16 protein-coding genes are annotated in these 15375 nt (G+C 62.4%); 8 read left to right on the forward strand and 8 right to left on the reverse strand.

What is annotated here, in order from left to right; genetic code table 11:
• The first annotated feature begins 121 nt into the window (after positions 1-121).
• The 5 genes from ESZ53_RS09065 (at position 122) to ESZ53_RS09085 (ending at position 5226) form a co-directional block, all read left to right on the forward strand.
• Entirely contained in the window at positions 122-1411 is a 1290-nt protein-coding gene (locus ESZ53_RS09065; RefSeq protein ID WP_129072530.1) for an ABC transporter substrate-binding protein, read from the forward strand.
• A complete protein-coding gene (locus tag ESZ53_RS09070; protein WP_246837274.1) occupies positions 1408-2337 on the forward strand; it encodes an ABC transporter permease in 930 nt (309 codons plus the stop codon). The genes ESZ53_RS09065 and ESZ53_RS09070 overlap by 4 nt, the downstream gene beginning before the upstream one ends.
• Positions 2334-3230 carry an ABC transporter permease gene (locus tag ESZ53_RS09075; protein ID WP_246837434.1) on the forward strand — a complete coding sequence of 299 codons (897 nt, stop codon included), beginning with the start codon at positions 2334-2336 and terminating at the stop codon, positions 3228-3230. Before ESZ53_RS09070 ends, ESZ53_RS09075 begins: the two co-directional genes overlap by 4 nt.
• A complete protein-coding gene (locus tag ESZ53_RS09080) occupies positions 3227-4381 on the forward strand; it encodes an ABC transporter ATP-binding protein (RefSeq protein WP_129072532.1) in 1155 nt (384 codons plus the stop codon). Before ESZ53_RS09075 ends, ESZ53_RS09080 begins: the two co-directional genes overlap by 4 nt.
• A gap of 71 nt (positions 4382-4452) precedes the next feature.
• Positions 4453-5226: a 1-acyl-sn-glycerol-3-phosphate acyltransferase gene (locus ESZ53_RS09085; protein ID WP_129072533.1), complete on the forward strand. Its 774-nt coding sequence runs from the start codon at positions 4453-4455 to the stop codon at positions 5224-5226.
• A gap of 17 nt (positions 5227-5243) precedes the next feature.
• Here ESZ53_RS09085 and ESZ53_RS09090 read toward each other — a convergent pair whose 3' ends face one another.
• The gene (locus tag ESZ53_RS09090) at positions 5244-5768 is read right to left on the reverse strand and encodes a hypothetical protein (RefSeq protein ID WP_129072534.1); all 525 of its coding nucleotides are present in this window, start codon (positions 5766-5768) and stop codon (positions 5244-5246) included.
• Between the two features lie 190 nt (positions 5769-5958).
• Here ESZ53_RS09090 and mgrA point away from each other — a divergent pair, with 190 nt between their 5' ends.
• Positions 5959-6987 (forward strand): L-glyceraldehyde 3-phosphate reductase, encoded by a 1029-nt coding sequence (mgrA, locus tag ESZ53_RS09095; RefSeq protein ID WP_129072535.1) that lies wholly within the window; start codon positions 5959-5961, stop codon positions 6985-6987.
• 39 nt (positions 6988-7026) lie between these two features.
• On the opposite strand, the gene ESZ53_RS09100 is transcribed toward mgrA, so the two are convergent.
• Both ESZ53_RS09100 and ESZ53_RS09105 read right to left on the reverse strand, forming a co-directional pair.
• Positions 7027-7245: a hypothetical protein gene (locus ESZ53_RS09100; protein WP_129072536.1), complete on the reverse strand. Its 219-nt coding sequence runs from the start codon at positions 7243-7245 to the stop codon at positions 7027-7029.
• Positions 7246-7607: 362 nt separating this feature from the next.
• A complete protein-coding gene (locus tag ESZ53_RS09105) occupies positions 7608-8249 on the reverse strand; it encodes a nucleotidyltransferase domain-containing protein (RefSeq protein ID WP_129072537.1) in 642 nt (213 codons plus the stop codon).
• A gap of 219 nt (positions 8250-8468) precedes the next feature.
• On the opposite strand from ESZ53_RS09105, the gene ESZ53_RS09110 reads away from it, so the two are divergent.
• Positions 8469-9497: a DUF3179 domain-containing protein gene (locus tag ESZ53_RS09110; RefSeq protein ID WP_129072538.1), complete on the forward strand. Its 1029-nt coding sequence runs from the start codon at positions 8469-8471 to the stop codon at positions 9495-9497.
• 20 nt (positions 9498-9517) lie between these two features.
• Here ESZ53_RS09110 and ESZ53_RS09115 read toward each other — a convergent pair whose 3' ends face one another.
• Genes ESZ53_RS09115 through speB form a run of 4 tightly spaced genes read right to left on the reverse strand, consistent with a single transcriptional unit; the run spans position 9518 to position 13835 of the window.
• The gene (locus tag ESZ53_RS09115) at positions 9518-10504 is read right to left on the reverse strand and encodes a carbon-nitrogen hydrolase family protein (RefSeq protein ID WP_129072539.1); all 987 of its coding nucleotides are present in this window, start codon (positions 10502-10504) and stop codon (positions 9518-9520) included.
• Positions 10491-11345: a nitrilase family protein gene (locus ESZ53_RS09120; RefSeq protein WP_129072540.1), complete on the reverse strand. Its 855-nt coding sequence runs from the start codon at positions 11343-11345 to the stop codon at positions 10491-10493. Before ESZ53_RS09120 ends, ESZ53_RS09115 begins: the two co-directional genes overlap by 14 nt.
• 28 nt (positions 11346-11373) lie before the next feature.
• Positions 11374-12828 (reverse strand): cytosine permease, encoded by a 1455-nt coding sequence (locus tag ESZ53_RS09125; RefSeq protein WP_246837275.1) that lies wholly within the window; start codon positions 12826-12828, stop codon positions 11374-11376.
• A 32-nt stretch (positions 12829-12860) separates the two neighbouring features.
• The gene (gene speB, locus ESZ53_RS09130) at positions 12861-13835 is read right to left on the reverse strand and encodes an agmatinase (RefSeq protein WP_129072541.1); all 975 of its coding nucleotides are present in this window, start codon (positions 13833-13835) and stop codon (positions 12861-12863) included.
• A gap of 146 nt (positions 13836-13981) precedes the next feature.
• Between speB and ESZ53_RS09135 the strand changes: the two genes are divergently transcribed.
• Positions 13982-14566 carry a helix-turn-helix domain-containing protein gene (locus ESZ53_RS09135; RefSeq protein WP_129072542.1) on the forward strand — a complete coding sequence of 195 codons (585 nt, stop codon included), beginning with the start codon at positions 13982-13984 and terminating at the stop codon, positions 14564-14566.
• On the opposite strand, the gene ESZ53_RS09140 is transcribed toward ESZ53_RS09135, so the two are convergent.
• The gene (locus ESZ53_RS09140; RefSeq protein ID WP_129072543.1) at positions 14563-15300 is read right to left on the reverse strand and encodes an IclR family transcriptional regulator; all 738 of its coding nucleotides are present in this window, start codon (positions 15298-15300) and stop codon (positions 14563-14565) included. The two genes, ESZ53_RS09135 and ESZ53_RS09140, sit on opposite strands and share 4 nt — an antisense overlap.
• Between the last annotated feature and the right edge of the window lie 75 nt (positions 15301-15375).

Here is a 15375-nt window from a genome sequence, read left to right on the forward strand (position 1 = left end):
GAACTCGGTATGTGATGTGGCTTACTGAAGGGAGATGTTGTTCACACTTAATGTGGGGGTGCGCTGCGTCGGGCAACTGGGCAGCAATTTCGTACGCCCTCATTATCTAAGGAGCACCGTCGTGCACACCTGGTCATTTTCTCGCCGTACGACACCTCCGAACGCAACGACCCCACGACGTCGCGCGCTTTCCGTTCTCGCGACCACCGCCGTTACGGCACTCGCTCTCACTGCGTGCTCGGCACCGACCACAACCCCGAGCGGCCCAGAGTTCTTCGACTGGTCTGATGTTCAGGTGGCTGCTGACGGCCAAACCGTGAAGTTGTGGATGTGGGGCGGCGACGATCAGGGCAACGCCTACGTTGATGACGTGTTGGCTCCGGCCGCGGCGGCGCAGGGTGTGACGCTCGAACGCGTGCCGATCGCGGACACGAAGGATGCGCTCAACCGCGTCTTCACCGAGTTGCAGGCTGGCCGCAACGACGATGGTGCTGTCGACCTCGTCTGGATCAACGGCGACAACTTTCGCACCGGCAAGCAGGCCGATGCGTGGTTCTGTGACTGGACAGGACTGCTGCCGAACATGAGCCTCGTCTCCGACAGCGACCCGCTTCTCACGGAAGACTTTGGAACCCCCGTCGATGGCTGCGAAGCTCCCTGGCACAAAGCCCAATTCTCCTTCGTCTACAACTCAGCCACGGTCGAGAACCCGCCGACCACGATCGACGGCATTCTCGACTGGGCCGAAGCCAACCCCGGTCGCTTCACCTACCCGGCCGCTCCCGACTTCACCGGTTCCGCATTCTTGCGGTCAGTGCTCTACAGCGAATCCGGTGGCTACGAGAACGTGCCCTCCACCTACAGCGATGAAGCGTTCGACGAACTCACTCCGGCGCTGCTCGACCGACTCGAAGCCCTCGCGCCGTCACTGTGGCGTGAAGGCAGCACCTACCCCGCAACATCCGAACAACTCACGAAGCTCTTTGCCGACGGCGAGATCGACATGATGATGACCTACGGCCCTGCCACTCTCACCGCGCTGGTCGAGAACGGCACGCTTCCCGACACGACGCGAGTGCTGACTGTGGATGACGGCACGCTCGGCAACGCCAGCTTCTTCGGCATCCCGAGCAACTCGGGCAACATCGCCGGCGCCATGGTTGTCGCCAACGAAGCGCTCTCGGTTGAACAGCAAGTCGCCAAGGCAGACCCGGCCGTGTGGGGCCAGTTCACGGTTCTTGATCTGGATGCTCTCTCCGCCGCCGATCGCGAGCTCTTCGATGCGCTGCCGCAGTCGCCGGTAGTGCCGAGCTTCGACATCCTGTCGCGCAACGCGAGCCCCGAGCTCTCGGCCGAGTGGGTTCCGGCCATCGACGAAGCGTGGCGCACTCGGATCGCCGCCGGCCAATGACGGGAGTCTCGGCGGCAGAGCCGCGGGCACCCGCCAGCACCGCGGCAGCCGCAGAAGCAGGCGGAGCTGCACCGCGTGCCCTCAGAAACCGTCGACGCTGGTTACGACCGACTCTGCTGGTGCTACCCGCCGTTATCCCGGTCGCGTTCGTCGTGATCGGTGGAGTGGGCACGACGCTGCTGCAGAGCCTCGGCCTCATGCCGCTGGTCGGCGCGGCCGAACTCAGCACTGCCGCGTTCGACGACACCGACGAGCTGCTCACCTCCGCACTGCTGTCGCTCTCAATAGCTGTGGTCTCCACGGCGATCGCCGCTGTTGTCGGCTTCTTCACCGCGGTGCTGATCATTTCGGGCAACGTGGGCGGTCGCATCGTGGGCGCTCTCGGCGCTGCCGCGGTCACCGTTCCGCATCTCGTTGGGGCGGCAACAGTGGGGCTGCTGCTCTCCGACTCCGGCGTGCTCGCCCGTATCTTCGGAGTCTCGCCCGAGGCCTGGCCCGCGCTCGTCGCCGGCCCCACCTGGTTCGCCGTGATCGCCGAATACGCGTGGAAAGAATCAGCTTTCGTCGCCCTCATCATCGTTGGCACCCTCGCCACCCGCATCACTTCCTACGACGAAACCGCCGCCGTTCTCGGCGCGCACCGCTCGGCGCGATTGAGGCTCGTACTCTTCCCGCTGGCGGCACCGTCACTGCTGGTGGCATCCGCAATCGCTTTCGCCTACACGCTTGGCTCCTATGAAGTGGCGTGGATGCTCGGCCAGACCTACCCCGAACCCCTCTCGGTCATGGCGCTGCGCCTCTTCAACTCCGCGAGCCTCACCGCTCGACCGGAGGCAGCAGCCATCGGCGTCATCACGGTCGCACTGACGGCCGCCGTGATTGCCGTCGCCATGCTCGGCCTGCGACGAATGCGAGCGTGGCGATGACGCTCTCCACCAGCAACGTTGACGTCGATCGCGCGCAACGCCATCAACGAGAACGCCGCGAGCGCCGGATGCCGGGCGACGCGGGCAGACCGCTCTCGCAATCTCGCGGAGTGATGCGCACCGCGCGGCTCGTCTCGACCACGCTCGTGGCGCTCTGGTTCGCGCTCCCCTTCTTGCCGCTTGTGCTGTGGTCGTTCGCGAACTCGTGGTCGGCGCCCGCTGTGTTGCCAATGACGCTGGGGACGGATGGCCTCACCGCCGCCCTCGCGAACGGTGCTGTGGCTGCCTTTGGTGACTCCCTGCTGCTCTCGCTCATCGTCGCCGCCATTGCCACTCCTCTCGGAGCAATGGCCGCCCGCGCGCTTTCCCGCCGCACCCTGCCGTTCGGTCGACTCGTGAGCGTGCTGCTCTTTTCCCCCGTGCTGCTTCCCCCGTTCGCCGCCGTTCTCGGCATCAACGTGGTGCTGTTGCGGGCGTGGGTGCCACCGGAGCTCGGGGTAATTCTCGTGCTCGTGGTGGTCGCGATTCCGTACACGACGTTCTCGATGCGGGTGGCGTATGCCGCCTACGACGACGGCTTCGATGAGGCTGCGCGCACGCTCGGGGCGACCTCCCGGTTCACCCTGTGGCGGGTTCACCTGCCTCTCATTGCGCCCGCGCTGGCCCGCTCGGCCTTCTTGGCGTTCTTGGTCGGCTGGAGCGACTATCTCGTCACACTGGTAATCGGTGGCGGGCAGCTCGTGACCTTGCCGCTGATTATCGCGTCGAGCGCGGCAGGCATCGGCAACGAATCGAGTGTGGCCGTGTTGTCGCTCTCCGCGGTGATCCCGCCCCTTATTCTTCTTGCGCTCGTCTCGCGCGCCCGCAACCTCGATCCAGGGAAGCAATCATGACCCCCACCCCGCCAGTCGCCGCTTCGATCGCTGCGGAGGCGGCACCATCGGCGATCACGCTCACGGGCGTGACGAAAACCTATTCAGCCACTTCTCCGGCTGCACTGCACGGCGTGAATCTCGATATTCTCCCTGGCACGAGCACGGCCATCGTCGGGCCCAGTGGCTCCGGCAAGAGCACGATCCTGCGGATCATTGCCGGCCTTGAGGATGCCAACGGCGGCCAAGTGCGCTTGGCCGGCCGAGACGTCACGGCCCTGCTTCCGGAAGACCGGGGCATCGCGATGGTCTTTCAGAACCCGCTGCTCTTCCCCCACCTCACGGTACTCGACAACGTCGCGTTCGCCGATCGAGCGGCGGGCGTGAACCGTCGAGAGGCTCGTGAACGTGCGCGGGAACATCTCGAACTCGTCCACATGACGGAGTTCGGCGGGCGCTCGCCTCATTCGCTCTCGGGCGGTCAGCAGCAGCGCGTTGCTGTAGCGCGAGCGCTGGCCGCGAAGCCCTCTGTGCTGCTGCTCGATGAACCATTCAGCGCTCTCGACCCTGGCCTCAAAGACGACATGCACGCGATGATCGCCGAGATTCGTGCCGCTCTCAACCCCACCATTCTGTTCGTCACTCACGACCGCGACGAAGCCAGCGCGATGGCGGAGCGCATCGTCGTGCTCGACAACGGCGAACTACTGCAGCACGACACCGTCGATCACGTTTTTCACCGGCCCGCTTCTCTCGCAGTCGCCCGGCTGCTCGGCGGCAAGAACGCGTTCGCGGGCACGATTGAGAATGGCGTGCATCGTTCTGCGCTCGGCGACGTCGCTCTCCACGGCGACGTTGCCTCCGGGCCCGCGACACTCGTCTTTCGCCACGAAGCTGTCACCTCCACCCTGCGTCAACCCGCGAGCGGGGCGGATGCTGCCGCTCCCGCCACCCGTCACGCCGACGCTGCAGCGTGCCAGCGGTTCGGCCCGCGCGAACTGCTCGGCATCGTCACGTCTAGCGTTCAGCGGGGCCCTCGCCGCGAGGTGATCGTGCGGGTCGCGGATGCCGACGTGCACACCGAGGCAGCCCCCGGGCATCCGCTCGCCCTCGGCGATCTCGTCACGGTGAGTTTGCCGTGTGAAGCGCTCTGGGCTGTACCCCAGCGTTGACCCACCCCACGATCAGCCGTTGTCACAATCACGAGCGGCAAACTCCCATCGAGTTCTCATAAAGTAGAACCATGAAGTACCGCAACGAGCCGATCTACACGGCAGCGATCGCTACGGGGCGCGCCATGTTCGGCGCTCTTCGCGTGCGCCGAACCATAATCGGTGCAGAGAATTTGCCCGCTTCCGGCGGCGCCGTCATCGCCATGACCCACTTCGGGTATCTGGAATTTGCGCTCGTGGAGTGGGCGTTGTGGCTACACAACCGCCGTCGCATCCGCTTCATGGCAAAGAAGAACGTGTTCGATAAGCCCATCGTCGGCTCATTCATGCGCAACATGAAACACATCCCCGTCGATATGAAGGCGGGCGCCACGGCCTACGTTGCCGCCGTGAAGGCACTGAAGTCGGGCGAGCTCATTGGAGTCTTTCCCGAAGCCGGCGTGAGTGCGTCGTACACGATTCGCGATTTCAAGACCGGCGCAGCGCGGCTTGCGGCCGAAGCCGGCGTTCCCCTTGTTCCCCTCGTTCTCTGGGGCGGTCAACGTCTTCTCACCAAGAATCGAAAGATCACCTTGAGCGAGCGCACCAATGTCCCGGTCGTCATGGTTGTGGGCGACCCGATCACGGTGGCACCAACGGATGACGCCATCGAGGCGACCGCGAAACTCAAAACCACGATGGAAGGTCTGCTCGAAACCGCGCAGAAGGCGTATCCCGTCGAGGGAACCGGCCAGTGGTGGTTCCCGCGTCATCTGGGTGGCACCGCGCCCACTCCCGAAGAAGCGGCAGCGGCGGATGCCGCCCGCGATCTGCGCCGAGCCGAGGCTGCGCGCAAAGACAAGTAGCGACGACGTTTGGCCAGCTAACCGCAGCCTCCTTCTCCCCCGGTCAGTTGAATGCCCGAGCGAGCGCTGAATTTCGCGCCGTTCGCGGTGTAGCGAATGAGGAGTCCGTCAAGGTTCGCGCGTGCGTGCTCGCCGGTAGAACGCAGCTCAGTGACTAAGGACGCATCAACCGTTCCGCTGAAAGTAAACCCGATGCCGTCTTCCCGGTTCTCCCACGCATCGGTCCACCGATCAGCGGGCGGATACGGAGCCAGCCCGAACTTCTCGGGGTCGCCGCCGTACGGCATTGCATTCACGCTCAGAATCTCGACTCCGACCGGGTTGATCGGCTCAACAGCCGTAATGACGATGGTTTTGTTACCGGTGTAGTCGATCGTCGTCCCCAACGCCGTGGGGGCGGAACCAAAATCAGTGCACAGGCCGACGGTCATCTGTTCATCGAAAGCAACCGGTCCGGACGTGGCTAATACTGTCGTCGAGACCAGGAGGGCCAGCGCCGCCGCGAGCGCCGCGGGGATGATCGTGAACATTCGAGGCTTCATAGCGGGCACCGCATCCGTTCTCACAGCACGTCACACAATCGAGGGCGAGCACCGTAGGCGAACTGCGGTGGCTTCTTCGCTCAGAGTAACCCGAGCGGTGCGCAGACTCTAGCAAAATCTGAGGATTAAACGAGAATGCTCTGGCGTGCAGATTGCTGTGGCGTGCAGATTGCTATGGCAGCATGAGCAGATGGTTTATGTCGCTGATGATGCCCGTTACGAACCGATGCCCTACCGCCGCGTCGGGCGCAGTGGCCTGAAACTGCCCGCAGTCTCGCTGGGGTTGTGGCAAAACTTTGGGGACGACAAGCCGCTCGCCAACCAGCGCGCGATTCTGCGCCGCGCTTTCGATCTTGGCGTCACGCACTTTGACCTCGCCAACAACTACGGCCCTCCCGCCGGATCGGCGGAGTCGAACTTCGGCCAGATCTTGCGTGAAGACTTCCGTCCGTACCGCGACGAGATGATCATCTCGAGCAAGGCTGGCTACGACATGTGGCCGGGCCCCTATGGCGAAATGGGCTCGCGCAAGTACATGCTTGCGAGCCTCGACCAGTCGCTGGGCCGCCTGGGGCTCGACTACGTCGACATCTTCTACTCCCACCGCGCCGACCCTGATACTCCTCTCGAGGAGACGATGGGCGCCCTGCACACTGCGGTCACCTCGGGCCGGGCGCTGTACGCCGGCATCTCCAGCTATTCGCCCGAGCTCACTCGTGAAGCCGTGCGGATCATGAATGACCTCGGAACACCTTTGGTCATCCACCAGCCCTCCTATTCGATGTTCAACCGTTGGATTGAGGACTCGCTGCTCGACACGGTTGAGGAACTCGGTCTGGGCGTTATCGCCTTCTCCCCGCTCGCTCAGGGACTGCTCACTGACCGCTATCTCGGCGAGATTCCCGCCGATTCGCGCGCCGCTAAAGGCGGCTCGCTCAAATCGGGAATGCTCAACGACGAGACCCTCAGCCGCGTGAAGGCACTCAACGACATCGCTTCCGGCCGTGGCCAGTCACTCGCGCAGCTCGCCATCTCGTGGGCGCTGCGCAACGACCGCGTGACCTCGGCCCTCATCGGTGCTTCGAGCGTGACGCAACTCGAACAGAACCTTGCTGCGGTTCAGAACCTCTCGTTCGAGGATGCTGAGTTGGCTGCAATCGACGAGCACGCCAAGGATGCCGGTATCAACCTGTGGGCAGCATCGAGCGCGGTTTCCTAAACTACACACACAGTGAATGACGGATGCGCCGCTGCTGCCTTAGGGCCGGCCGCGCTTTCGTTTGCTCTTCGCGCCTGAGTTCTTGGTGCCCGACTTCTTCGCGCCCGAGTTCTTGCCGGCCGCTTTCTTACGGCGCGCTGCCGTGTCGTCAAGACGCATCGGGTCGCCGTTGCCGCCACCGGATACTTGCAGAATCGACTGCGCAACGTCAGCGACTGCAGCCCCCGCGCGATATAAAAACATGGTTATCTTCGACATGAGTGCAACTCTAGTTCCTTGCGTTGTTCCGCCGCCCGCACGAGAAGAGCACGTTACCGAATCTGATGAATCGACGTCATAGAAGCGATGAGGTCCCGAGCAGTCGTGTCGCCGAGTTATGGTCTTGTCCAGCCGGCCGCATTCCAAGAGTCTTGCCACAGATCGCATCGGAGGCAGCTATCGCCGCAAGGACAGAGTTCGCAGCCGATGCCTGCGCGTCGGCAGACGGGCCCGCACTCACGGTGGCCAACAGGAAGCTCTCTTCTGCGATCTGAAGGTGTGCACGAGCTGCGCCCGCGCGTTGGGCAACGTCCGTGGCAGCCATGCTCTGGGTTCTTGTCATGCGTCACTTTCCCACGGAGCTACGACAACGATGTGAGCTGTTCACGCAATTCTGGCCCGCTAAAGGTAATGGCGTCTCGCACCCAGGACTCGATCATGGGGTCTTCTTGGCCGACCATAACTCGCAGCAGCTCCCGCTGCGCTACGAAGACGTTGCACTGATTGCCAGTCCACCGGAAGACACTTTCAATGACGAGGTCAACCACGGCCTGACCACGCGTCTCCTCGACCGAGTCAGCGAAGACAACGACGAGGTCGACGTCACTGGATGCCGTGCTTGTTCTGCGGGCTACGGATCCGAAGAGCGCGATCGTCGTACCCTTCACCTGTTGCCGATCAAGATTCGACGACAGGACGCCGACGATCCGCTCTTTCAGTGTCTCAACTGTCGACTCCGCCGAGTGAAGTAACGGCTCCACGGCAGCCCACAGCATGTGGTCGCGGTTCGCCCGGTAAAGCATCGACCTGCCCGCGCTTTCGGTGAGAACTAGTCCCTGCTCCTCGAGCCGGATAAGTGCCAACCGCACTCCCGACTGAGAACCGCGGTGAGCGAGCCCCGCGACCTGACGGCCCGTCAGCGGTCGAACCGTTCGCGCCAGGACGGTCAACACATCGCCGTCGAGGGAAGGGAATAGCGTCGCTATGGGATTACTGAGATCCATGGCCACTCCGATCTATCGACCGCGCCTACGGCGCGTGTAAACTCATAATACTACTCATAGCGTTAGTTTTCTACTCATAAGGCTCCTTTTCTGCGTGCACGATGCTCGCACCACGAACCCTCGCCGACAGCGCACCCCACTGTGCTCCACGTCACAGACGGCGGCGCCTGCAGCGGCCTATTCTTGGCACACCGCACACGCCAGGACGGGAGTCAGCCCATGAAGAAGCGAACAGCTGCCATCGTGATTGGCGCCGCCGCGGTGGCCGCAGTCGCTGTCTTTGTCGCCGCCCTTGCCCTGGGTGCGATCACTGCGCCCGGCCCCGCTAGCTCGCCCCCGGCATCCGGCACCACAGCGGGTTCGGTGGAGATTCCTGCATTCCTGCACGAGGGGTTTCCCCACACTGACTGGTCCAAGGCCGACGCGGCGATAGCCCAGGCGCTCAGCGGCGGACCACCCAAAGATGGCATCCCGGCGATCGATGAACCCCGGTTTGAGCCGGTGGCCGATTTCGAGCATCCGGATGACGTCCTCGCGATTCTGGTGCAGGGCGACACCGAAACTAAGGCCTACCCGTACAACATCCTGGTCTGGCACGAAATCGTCAATGACACCATTGACGGGTCGCCCATCGCGGTGACCTTCTGCCCGCTGTGCGGAAGCGCTGCCGTGTTCGACCGTGTGCTCCCGAGCGGAACCGCCACAACATTCGGGGTCAGCGGCGGGTTGCTCGAAAGCAACATGATCATGTTCGACCGCGCCACCGAAACCCTGTGGCAGCAGAGCACCGGCACGGCACTCGCCGGCGAGCACTACCCCCACCAGCTTCAGCTGCACAACTTTCAACTGCTCAACGTCGGCGAAATCAAGGATCGCTACCCCGAAACCATGATCGTCAGCGAAGACACCGGACACTCCCGCGACTACGCCAACAACCCTTATGCCGGCTACGACGAAAGTGCCGACTTCTACTTCGTGCCCAGTCGAGTCGATGACCGCTACCCCGCTAAAGAAATCTTCGTGGCGTTCAGCGTTGGCAACACCCACGTTGCGGCCCCCTGGCTGCGGCTAGAAGACGGCCGCCGCTACGAAACGACCGTCGACGACCAACAGATCACTCTCCAGAAGACCGATGGCGAGTTACAGATTGCCGGGCCGGATGCCGTCACGATCCCGTTCTATTTCGAAATGTGGTTCAGCTGGGCAGTGCAGAACGACGACGGCCAGCTGTTCGACCCCACAACCTAATAGCAGTATCGGCGCCGCAACTAATCAGTGAACTTAACCCCACCCGGCTGGCGACGGCGATCAACAGTGAGTGTCAGTACATCGGGGCGCGAATAGTGGCCGGCAACGTCAAGGTCGTGGCTGTGGGCATTCCGTGCCCCTAAATCGAGCGTCGCCATGATGGTGCGCGCTTCCCCCACAACGGGCTCAACGACCCATGATCCGTCGGGGCCAGCCACGCCAGAACCGCCATCGAAAAGAACACCATTCTCAGGAGCATCCGGCCCGACACCCTGTCGATAAGCATCGAGAAGTTCGGCGGGCACATCGTCGGTCGTCAAATATTGCCCCGCGCAGACCACAAAGCACCGGCCCTCGAATGCATAGGTGCGCGACGCCAAGTGGTGCATCTCCGGAACATCCGGCCACGCTGCAACATGGATCTGCTCATCCTGCGCGTGCAATGCCTGACGCGCCAACGGGTTCCAGTGTTCCCAACAGACCAGCCCGCCCACCCGACCGGCCGGGGTCTCCACGACCCTTAGACCAGCGCCATCCCCCGCGCCCCACACGATTCGTTCGGTATGAGTCGGGGTCAGTTTGCGGTGCACATTCAGAGTGCTGCCATCGGTGCCAATGGTGATGAGTGAGTTGTAGAGCGTGCCCGACTCTCGGCCAGCCCGCTCGTTGAGGCCCATCACCACGGTCACTGCGTTACTGCGGGCAGCCTCACGCAATGGCTCCAAATCGTCGTCAGTCGAACCGGGCTCCCCGACCACGGGGCTCTGTTCCAATAATTTCGCATACCAACCGCGTGCAACCTCATCGCGCCAACCGGCCAATCCAAACACCCATGCGGGATAACAGGTCAACCACGTCTCGGGAAAAACCACCAACTGGGCGCCCTTCGCCGCGGCATCCGCAATGTGCAGTGCAGCACGACGGAACGATTCCTCAAGGTCAAGAACAGCAGGAGGGTGCTGGATGATCGCAACGGTCGTCTCGGTTGCAGAACTATGCGCTGCCATTGGTTTGCCTTTCAGCTTCGAAATAGAGTTCTGGGCGGCGATCGGTGTGAACATTGTTACGCTCGCTGATCGTCTTGTTGCGGGCATCACTCAGGTCAAGCTGCGCAATATGCACCCCGGCGGCGCCAAGCCCGAGCGTGGTGAGAGGGAAGCCGTCGGCATCCACAATCACACTGCCGCCAAGCCAGTCCTGCCCCCGTTCACGCCCGGCACGGTCGGCAGCAACCACAAACATGCGGTTGGTTGCCGCGGCGGCCTGAACCTTCACGACCTCGATGGGCCGCTCGCCCTCTGGTGCGGGATAAAGCGGCCAGTTCACGGGGCAACACAGCAGTTCTGCGCCCTCTAACGCGGCTGCGCGCACCCACTCGGGGAACTCAAGGTCGTAACAGACCATCACTCCGATGCGACCAAGCGCTGTATCGACCACTGGTGGCGCACCCGAGCCGGGCGTAAACAAATCAGCTTTCTCGGTGTTCCAGAGGTGGGCTTTGCGGTAGCACGCTCGCACCCCGGTCGAATCGATGAGCACCGCAGAGTTGTAAACCGCGCCAGAGTCGGCAGCCTCAGCAAAACCGCCGATGATGATCAGGCCATGCTCTGCCGCAAGCGCCACCCACTCGCTCACCGTGGGGCCGTCAACCGGTTCGGCGACGGACCGCAACTCGGCAAGATCGGCAAACATGTAGCCCGTGTTTGCAAGTTCAGGAAGAACAATAATCTGAGCCCCCGCATCCAACGCCCGAAGCAGGGCAGAGCGCAATGACTGACGATTCGCCTCGACATCGCCGACCGCCAAAGATACTTGGCAGCTCGCGACGATCACAGTGTTGTCAGTCATTGCGCTCCCCTTACTTAGCCGTCGGCGCCTAGTGGCCGGTACCTTCGAGCGTACGCTCGCTGGCTTCGCGAGCAGTATCCTCCGCCGTGAGGTCGAGGTTGCGTGAGAAAACGTAATACAGGATGCCCGAGACGAGCAGCCCTACGACGAATGAGAGATCAGCACCGCCCAGAGCAACAGCAACCGGGCCCGAGAAGAACGAAGTGGAGAAGAACGGGATCATTGCCACAAACCCAATGAGGTAAGCGGTGACTCCCCTCCACGCCCAGTTGCCGTAGATCCCCTTCGGCGAGAACATCTCAGCGATCGCGTATTTGCCGTGACGAATAAGGTAGAAGTCCACAAGGTTCACCGCGGTCCACGGCACGAGAAAGTACAGCATCATGATCACGAAGTCAGTGAAGCTGCCCAGGTAGGCGTCGGGAATGAGCAACGCGATGAGCAAGGTCAGCAGTCCAACCGCGCTGAGCCCAATAACTCGCAAACGCTGAGTCGGGCGAACCTTCTTGAAGCCGTCAACTGCACTCGTTCCGGTAAGCATCGCGCCGTACGCATTCACTCCCATGATCGAGAGCAGGGCAACGGTAGACACGAGAACGGCGAAGGTGCCGAAGCCGGGGAAGAGGGTGTCTCCCACTTCCTTGATAGCACCGATGGCATCCGCGTTCGGGATGTTTGCCGCAAGCAGCGCACCGAGTGACATCAACCAGATCGCCGAGCCCGCGGCGCCCACATAAACCCAGGTGATGAGCTTCGGGGCTGAGACGTTCTGCGGCAGGTAGCGCGTGTAGTCAGAGACATAAACCGAGTAGCTGATGTTGTAACCGGCGGCGAGTGAGAACTGAATCAAGAACGCAGTTGTATTCCACCCCAGAGCAGTCTCATCAGTCGCGAGAGCAGCGCCGACACCGGAATAGTTGACGATTGCCAAGACCGTGATGATGGCGAAGACCGCCACCAGCAGGCCAGTAAGCCAGCGCTGGATGAAGTGCAGCAGGTCGTGGCCGACGACCGCGATCACAATCGAGACGATGATCAGGATCGGGTACCAGACGAGCTTTCCGCCCGGCAGCACCAACTGCAATCCCTGAGTCGCAAGAATCACGTCGAAGACGAGGAAGCCAACATAGACGAACACTGTCGCCGTGAAGGGAACGATCACGCCACGACGCCCAAACTGAGCGCGAGACTGAATCATCTGCGGCAGACCCATCCGCGGGCCTTGGTTTGCGTGGAAGGCCATGAAGAACGTGCCGATTCCAGCACCAAGAACAACGGCGAGGATGCTCCAAGCCACGCTGAGCCCCAAGACCGGGCCGATGAATCCGGTGACCAAGGTGGGCAGCACAAAGTTGCCGGCAAACCAGAATGGCCCCTGGTGCCACACTTTGCCGTGCCTCTCAGCGCGGGGAACATAGTCGATTGAACGAGTTTCTAGAACAGACTCTCGCTGCATCGGCGATACAGGTGCGGTTGACATCATTGTCCTTTCGGCGGTTCGTTGATTTCGGGTATTCACACGGTTGTGCTCGGCGTCATGGCCGAGATGATTTCGTACGCCACATGGGATGCGGCTACGGCAGTGATCTGCGCGTGGTCGTAGGCGGGAGCAACTTCGACAACGTCGGCCCCCACAATGTTCACGTTGCGCAGCGCGCGCAGCATCGCGAGCAGCTCCCGGCTGGTCATTCCGCCAGCTTCGGGAGTTCCGGTGCCAGGCGCGTGGGCCGGGTCGAGTACATCGATGTCGACCGAAACGTAGACTGGGCGATCACCGAGGCGGGCAAGCATCCGCTCAATTGCGCTCTGCAGCCCTTCGGTTTCGAGTTCGGCGCTGGAAATGATTGCGAACCCTAGGCGTTCGTCGTCGCGCAGGTCATCCCGTGAATAGAGCGGACCGCGGATGCCGACGTGCATGCTCGCCTGCATATCGATGAGGCCCTCTTCTGAGGCGCGGCGGAAGGGCGTGCCGTGCGTGATGGGGGCGCCAAAGTAGGTGTCCCAGGTGTCGAGGTGGGCGTCGAAGTGCAGCACTGCGATGGGGCCGTGCTTCTCTGCAACCACCCGCAGCAGGGGAAGTGCGATGGTGTGGTCGCCACCGATCGTGACGAGCCGTTTGCCGTCGGCGCTCAGTTCGGTAGCGGCGTGCTGAATCTGAGCCACCGCTTCGTCAAGGTTGAACGGGTTTGCAGAAATATCTCCGGCATCCACGACCTGTTGGGTGCTGAACGGCGTGACATCTTGCTCAGGGTTGTAGGGGCGCAGCAGTCGTGAAGCTTCGCGCACGTGGGCAGGACCGAATCGCGCTCCGGGGCGGTAGCTGACGCCGCTATCGAAGGGAACTCCCACCACAGCAATGTCGGCACGCGGCACGTCTTCGATGCGAGGCAAGCGGGCGAAGGTGGCGATACCGGCGTAGCGAGGCGCGATGCTCGCGTCGGCGGGGCCGATCGGTTCGTTCTGGTCAGGCTGATCGGTCTGGTTGGTCATGGATGCCGCTTCCCCTCGTTGGGCCGGAAAAATTACTTATGCGAAACATAAAATGCATATTAGGCAACAAAGTGTGTGGTCGAGTCTGGCGGTATCCGCCGCGCCTGTCAAGATAGACAAGAAATCATCTCCAGCAAAGGAGCTCCATGCGCCCCGTGCATCCCACGCCATCAGAGAACCGCGTTCGAGTTGGCGCACGCCTCCGTGCGAGCCGCCGGGCACAGGGCCTCACTATCGAACAGCTGGCCAGCGCAACGAGTCTGACCAAGGGTTTCATCAGCCGAGTGGAGCGCGATGAAACGTCACCAAGCGTCGCCACGCTGCTGACAATTTGCGAAGTTTTGTCGCTGCCGATCGGCACCCTCTTCGAGGCCTCTGAGACCAAACTCGTCACTCTCGCCGATGCACCACTCATCAACATGGGCGGCCGCGGCGCTCTAGAGCGGATGGTGACACCCCGCGGCGAATCAAAGATTCAGATGCTGCGCTCGACATTGCAACCGGAGGCCAACGGCGGAGACAAGCTCTACACCGTCAACTGCGACGTCGAAGTCGTGCACCTCATCAGCGGAGCTTTCGAGATTCAGTTCACCGACCGGACGGTCACCCTCGCCGCCGGCGACACCATCACGTTCCCCGGCCGCGAACTCCACAATTGGAAAAACCCCAGAACAGTGGATGCCGAAGTTCTGTGGACACTCGTTCCCGCGGCCTGGAGCGGCGCGGTTTAGACGCCGCCAAGCTCCGCCGAGATTTCACGCGCCACGCTCTGCAGCAGCGGCAGGTGAGCTCTGAGAGCATTCAGGTCGGCCGCCATCCGAATCGCTGTGTTCGAGAGAGCGCCAATGACGCCGGTGGGCCCGTAGATCGGCACAGCGATGCAGTTCACGAAGTCTTCGAACTCGCCGTCGTCTACCGCCCAACCGCGTGCGGCGACGCGTTCGAGTTCAGCGTCGAGCTCGGGGCGCGTGGTGAGAGTCTTGGCGGTGAACGGCTCCCAGATCGTATCTCGCAGCACGGCATCCCGATCGCTCGCCGACAGTTCAGCGAGGATCGCCTTGCCGACGCCGCTGCAATAGGGCCGTGCCGGGCTGCCAATGCGCGAGTACATGCGCACGCCGCTGGTGTCTTCGACCTTGTCGACGTAGACGATGCTGTGGTCAACGAGGGCAGCGAGGTGGAGCGTATTGCCGACCGTGCGATGCAGTTTCACAAGGCGATCGTGGGCGATCTCGCGCAGATCGAGGCTGTCGGATGCCTGGTGGGCGAGAGCGATGAGGTGCAGGCCGAGCACGTACTCGCCATTCTTTCGCTTGCGCAGATAACCAACTTCTTCGAGAGACTGCACTTCGCGGAACATCGTGGAGCGGTGCACGCCGAACTCTTCCGCGAGCTCGCTGACGCTGGCCGGGCGAAGGGCTATTGAATCGACAATGCGTGCGGCACGACGAACGCTCTGCGACATCCGGACTCCCTCTCCTTGCTGCGCACGCGAAGTTCGGACCCGCTCGCGCCTGTTGCACTATATGCAACAGTGTTG

Source organism: Salinibacterium sp. UTAS2018 (assembly GCF_004118935.1).
GTDB lineage: Bacteria > Actinomycetota > Actinomycetes > Actinomycetales > Microbacteriaceae > Rhodoglobus.